Annotated in this window: 4 protein-coding genes; all 4 read left to right on the top strand. The window is 60.1% G+C overall.

Going from position 1 to position 4,340, the window contains the following annotated elements; genetic code table 11:
* The first annotated feature begins 1,120 nt into the window (after positions 1-1,120).
* Positions 1,121-2,164 carry a phosphate ABC transporter substrate-binding protein PstS gene (pstS, locus tag FS320_RS39020; protein ID WP_162003501.1) on the top strand — a complete coding sequence of 348 codons (1,044 nt, stop codon included), beginning with the start codon at positions 1,121-1,123 and terminating at the stop codon, positions 2,162-2,164.
* 61 nt (positions 2,165-2,225) lie between these two features.
* Positions 2,226-3,170, top strand: a complete 945-nt coding sequence (gene pstC, locus FS320_RS39015; protein WP_244627670.1) for a phosphate ABC transporter permease subunit PstC — start codon at positions 2,226-2,228, stop codon at positions 3,168-3,170.
* Between the two features lie 12 nt (positions 3,171-3,182).
* Positions 3,183-4,061 carry a phosphate ABC transporter permease PstA gene (pstA, locus tag FS320_RS39010; protein WP_152717736.1) on the top strand — a complete coding sequence of 293 codons (879 nt, stop codon included), beginning with the start codon at positions 3,183-3,185 and terminating at the stop codon, positions 4,059-4,061.
* On the top strand, positions 4,058-4,340 hold a 283-nt coding region (locus FS320_RS39005), incomplete at its 3' end, for an ATP-binding cassette domain-containing protein (RefSeq protein ID WP_152717734.1). The genes pstA and FS320_RS39005, both read left to right, overlap by 4 nt.

The raw sequence follows: 4,340 nt of genomic DNA, 5'->3' as shown, positions 1-4,340 counted from the left end.
CCTTCGCACTGCCGGATAGCAGCACCCAGGTGAATGGGGTCTTCTCTCGTATGAAGCACTCCTTCCTTATCAGGCCTTACGCTGCCAGAACCCAGGTGTGGTGAGCCTCTGGCAGCTCAGGTCGCACAGCACCAGCGCAGACGGGCTGCGGTCGATCACACGCTGGCTTTCTTGCAAGCGCCAGCCCTGCTGAAGGATGGAGAGCGTCCTCTTTGACAGCATCGCCAGTCGTGCCCATCCAAGATCGCCCCCGCCGCATTCACCCTTACGGTGATGCACGACGATCGCAGTCGCAGGGGACTGGAGCTGTGCCTCGGAGCAGCTAAGCAACTGAAAGCTGTGTTTGCTGCCATGGACTCTAGTAGGAGGCCTCCCACCGCATGACTAGGAACTCACAGCCCACCGGTTGACGCACAAGGAGCCCATTCTCTACTTCCCGGCCAAAATCGAACATCTGGGGCCTCATGCAACGACTTGAGCGTAAGGCCGCCGCGATGGCTTCAAGTCACTTAGCAGCGTTCGGGTGATCCTTGGCGGGATCGAACTGGTTCACATGATGCGCAAAGGACAGGCGAAGTATGCCTGCAATTTGGACCTCTCGCTTGCGGAGCAGTTCGAGACGCTCGTCGCATGCGAGCCTACCATGCACTCCGGCATCTGTGCCTAGCGCTAGGATTTACGCCAGAACCGCGTCGAACAAGCGGCGGCCCGAGTGATCGTGTTTCTGACGAGTAGAAACTAAGCGTCCGGATCTCAAGCTGGAGCCGGATTGGTGTTGTAAGCTGAACTCTATGGCTTGGTCCGCTTGCTTCGCCTTCAACCACTAACCCGCGCCTCAATTTTCTTGATCAGCATCTCTCAAGCCAACAACTTCATTCTTTTCGACGAACTGGCGATCTACATCTTGGCAATGAGCTTCGCTGTAACGTGGTGTTCAGGACCCAGCCACGCCGATAGGCTAAGACCCAAGCTTGCTGGATAACTCTCTGCCCAGCCCAGCCAGATGTCACACGGCTGTCATCCGAGTGCAATAGAGAGAGCGCGCTCTAGAGTGCCGAGTGGATGTCCAGCGAACGTTCCGCTCGACCTCGGCTGCTCAGGCACACCATGGAGACATACCGTGAAATACCTGTCTTTTGCCTTCGCGGCTGGCCTTGCCGTCGCGAGCCTGACAACTCCCGCCACTGCTGCTGACATCACTGGTGCAGGCGCAACCTTCCCGTTCCCGGTCTATTCGAAGTGGGCTGAGGCATACAAGAAGGAAACGAATAATGGCCTGAATTATCAGTCGATTGGTTCCGGCGGTGGTATCAAGCAGATCCAGGCCAAGACGGTTGATTTCGGTGCGACCGATGCCCCGATGAAGGGCGAAGATCTCGAGAAAAACGGTCTTTTGCAGTTCCCGACCGTGATGGGCGCCGTCGTTCCCGTCGTCAATATCCAGGGTGTCCAGCCCGGCCAGCTCAAGCTGACGGGCCAGGTTCTGGCTGACATCTTCCAGGGCAAGATCGCCAAGTGGAACGATCCCAAGATCGCCCAGCTGAACGCCGGTGTGAACCTTCCCAACGCCAACATCACCCCGGTCTACCGCTCCGACTCTTCGGGCACGACCAGCGTGTTCACCACCTACCTGTCGCAGGTTTCCGATGCTTGGAAATCCGAGCTCGGCGCCGGCACCACGGTCAATTGGCCGGCCGGACAGGGTGGTAAGGGCAACGAGGGCGTTGCTGCCACGGTGAAGCAGGTTCCGAACTCGATCGGCTATGTCGAGTATGCCTACGCCAAGCAGAACAACATCCCCCACACCCTGCTCCAGAACAAGGCGGGCAAGTACCCGCAGCCTGAGATCAAGTCGTTCCAGGCTGCCGCTGCCAGCGCCAACTGGTCGTCGGCTCCTGGCTTTGGCATCTCGCTGACCAATCAGGCTGGCGATGACGCTTGGCCGATCACAAACCCCACCTTCATCCTGGTCTACAAGACCGCGGAGAAGCCGGAGCAGGCCGCTGAGGTGCTGAAGTTCTTCGACTGGGCTTACAAAAGCGGCGACAAGCTCGCCTCCGACCTCGACTATGTGCCGCTGCCCGACAATGTCGTCGAGCAGGTCCGCACCACCTGGGCGAAGGAGATCAAAAACGCGTCGGGGCAGCCGGTCTACAAGAATTGATCGGTTAGCCGCTCAAGAAACCCAGGAGGGGCGGATGGCAGTTGTGTCTGAACAATTAACAATGGTGACACCACAGATCGCCCGCCGCTCCTCCAAGCCAGTCTCCGACCGGCTCTTTCGATGGGCGAGCTTTGGCTCCGCTTTGCTTGTTCTCATCGTTCTTACCGGTATTCTCGGATCGATGATCTATGGCGCACTGCCAGCCTTCCGAGAGTTCGGCTTGGCTTTTGTGACCTCCAGCGTCTGGAATGTCGGTCAGGATCAATATGGCGCCTGGGTCGCCATCATGGGCACGCTGACGTCGGCTTTAATAGCCCTCGTCATCGGCGTGCCGATCTCCCTCGGTATCGCCATTTTCCTCACCCAGCTCTGTCCGCCCTGGCTCAGGCGGCCGGTGGCAACGACCATAGAGCTGCTGGCGGCCGTTCCAAGCATTATCTACGGCATGTGGGGCCTCTTCGTCTTCGCCCCGCTGTTCGCTAGGTTCGTTCAGATCCCAGTGACCAGTTTGGTCGAAGGCATACCCTTTTTCGGCACCATCTTGTATGCCCGAGTACCCTCTGGCGTCGGCGTTCTCACGGCCGGGATCATCCTGGCGATCATGATCATTCCCTTCATCGCCTCGATCGCACGCGATATTCTGGACCAGATCCCGACCATGCTGCGCGAAAGCGCCTACGGCATCGGCTGCACCACATGGGAGGTGGTGCGCCATGTACTGCTGCCCCAAGCTGGGGTCAGCATCATCGGGGCCATCATGCTGGGCCTCGGCCGCGCGCTCGGCGAAACCATGGCCGTCACCTTCGTGATCGGCAATGCCAACCGTCTGTCCCTCTCCTTGTTCGATCCCGGCTCCACCATCGCCTCGCGCATCGCTAATGAGTTCAACGAAGCCATCGGGATGCAGCTCAATGCCTTGCTGGCCCTTGGATGCATCCTCTTCCTGGTCACCTTCACCGTTCTCGTGCTTGCGCGCCTCTTGATCGCGCGCGTCAAGATCACCTGAGAGGTCCCATAAATGGCAGCTTCTCCTCAAGATGTTCCAGTTTGGGGGCGTGTGCGTCGCAGCCGCCATGTGGCCGACCGTGGGCTCAAGATCATCTGCACCCTGTTCACGATCCTCGGCGCCACGGTGCTCGGCTGGATCCTGCTGATGCTGCTCGTCGAAGGGATCGGCGGCCTGTCGCCTGCGGTCTTCACCGAGACGACGCCCGGCCCCGGAAGCCAGGGCGGCGGCATCGCCAATGCGATCGTGGGCAGCCTGATCCTGACCGTCCTCGGCATCGTCGTGGCTACACCCGTCGGCGTGCTGGCCGGCACCTATCTGGCCGAATACGGCAAGAGCTCGAAGCTTGCGGAGGTCATCCGCTTCGTGAACGACATCCTACTCGCGGCACCGAGCATTCTCATCGGTCTGTTCGTCTATACGCTCATGGTGCAGCCCATGGGCGGCTATTCCGGCTGGGCCGGCGGCGTGGCGCTGGCGATCATCGCGGTTCCTGTCATTGTGCGCACCACCGAGGACATGCTGCGCCTCGTGCCGGGTTCCCTGCGCGAAGCGGGGACCGCCCTGGGTGCACCAATGTCGACAGTAATCATGAAAATCTCCTGGCGGGCGGCGCGTGCGGGCATGGTCACCGGCGTCCTGCTCGCCACGGCCCGCATCGCCGGCGAGACCGCACCGCTGCTCTTCACGGCGCTCAACAACAATTTCTGGTTCAGCCCGACCCTGATGGGCGGCGTCTCGAACCTGCCGGTCATGATCTACCAGTTCGCTCTGTCGCCTTACGAGAACTGGCGCGAACTCGCTTGGGCCGGTGCTCTTCTCATCACCGTGGCCATTCTGGCTCTGTCGGTCGTGGCACGCCTGCTGTTCAAAAAGGAAACCGCCCGATGAGTGCGATTACTGTTTCTACAAAGGGTGCCATAAGATCTGCACCACCTGGTTCGGATGGGCGAACCCGTATCGGAGTCAGGAATCTCAATTTCTATTACGGCGATTTCCGCAGCCTGAAGGACATCTCGCTCGACTTCTACGACCGGCAGGTGACGGCCCTCATCGGCCCGTCCGGCTGCGGAAAGTCGACGCTGCTGCGCACCTTCAACCGCATCTACAGCCTGTATCCCGAGCAGCGCGCCGATGGCCAGATCCTGCTCGACGGGCAGAACGTGCTCT

The organism is Microvirga tunisiensis (assembly GCF_009296175.1).
Taxonomy (GTDB): domain Bacteria; phylum Pseudomonadota; class Alphaproteobacteria; order Rhizobiales; family Beijerinckiaceae; genus Microvirga; species Microvirga tunisiensis.
Note: the sequence above shows the minus strand (reverse complement) of the source record. Positions and strands in the feature narration are given on the sequence as shown.

What these genes read in the sequence shown, in the direction of transcription:
- pstC (WP_244627670.1), top strand. Translation starts at nt 2,226, where the DNA reads ATGGTGACACCACAGATCGCCCGCCGCTCCTCCAAGCCAGTCTCCGAC.
- pstA (WP_152717736.1), top strand. Translation starts at nt 3,183, where the DNA reads ATGGCAGCTTCTCCTCAAGATGTTCCAGTTTGGGGGCGTGTGCGTCGC.